At 77.3% G+C, this 300-nt stretch carries 1 pseudogene; it reads left to right on the plus strand.

From position 1 onward, the window contains the following. Positions 1-300, plus strand: a pseudogene (locus AO501_RS38375) (PE family protein); the annotation flags it as partial.

Consider the following 300-nt stretch of genomic DNA (forward strand, 5'->3'; position numbering starts at 1 on the left):
GGGTAGCGGCGTGGGGTTTGGTGCGGCCGGTGGAGCCGGCGGGGCTGGCGGCACCGGCGGTATCGAACGGTCGCTGTGGTTCGGCACCGGCGGGGTTGGCGGTGCCGGCGGGATCGGCGGTGCCGGTGATATCGGCGTTGCGGGCAGCGGACCTGGCGGGACCGGCGGAACAGGATTTGCCGGCGGCGCCGGTGGGGCAGGCGGTGCCGGAGGAGCCGACAATGCCTTGTTGTTCGGTACCGGCGGGCTCGGCGGGGTCGGCGGCGCCGGCGGGCTCGGCGGCGGCGGCGGGGACGGGAC

Source organism: Mycobacterium gordonae (genome assembly GCF_001417955.2).
In the GTDB taxonomy this organism is placed as follows: Bacteria; Actinomycetota; Actinomycetes; order Mycobacteriales; family Mycobacteriaceae; genus Mycobacterium; species Mycobacterium gordonae_B.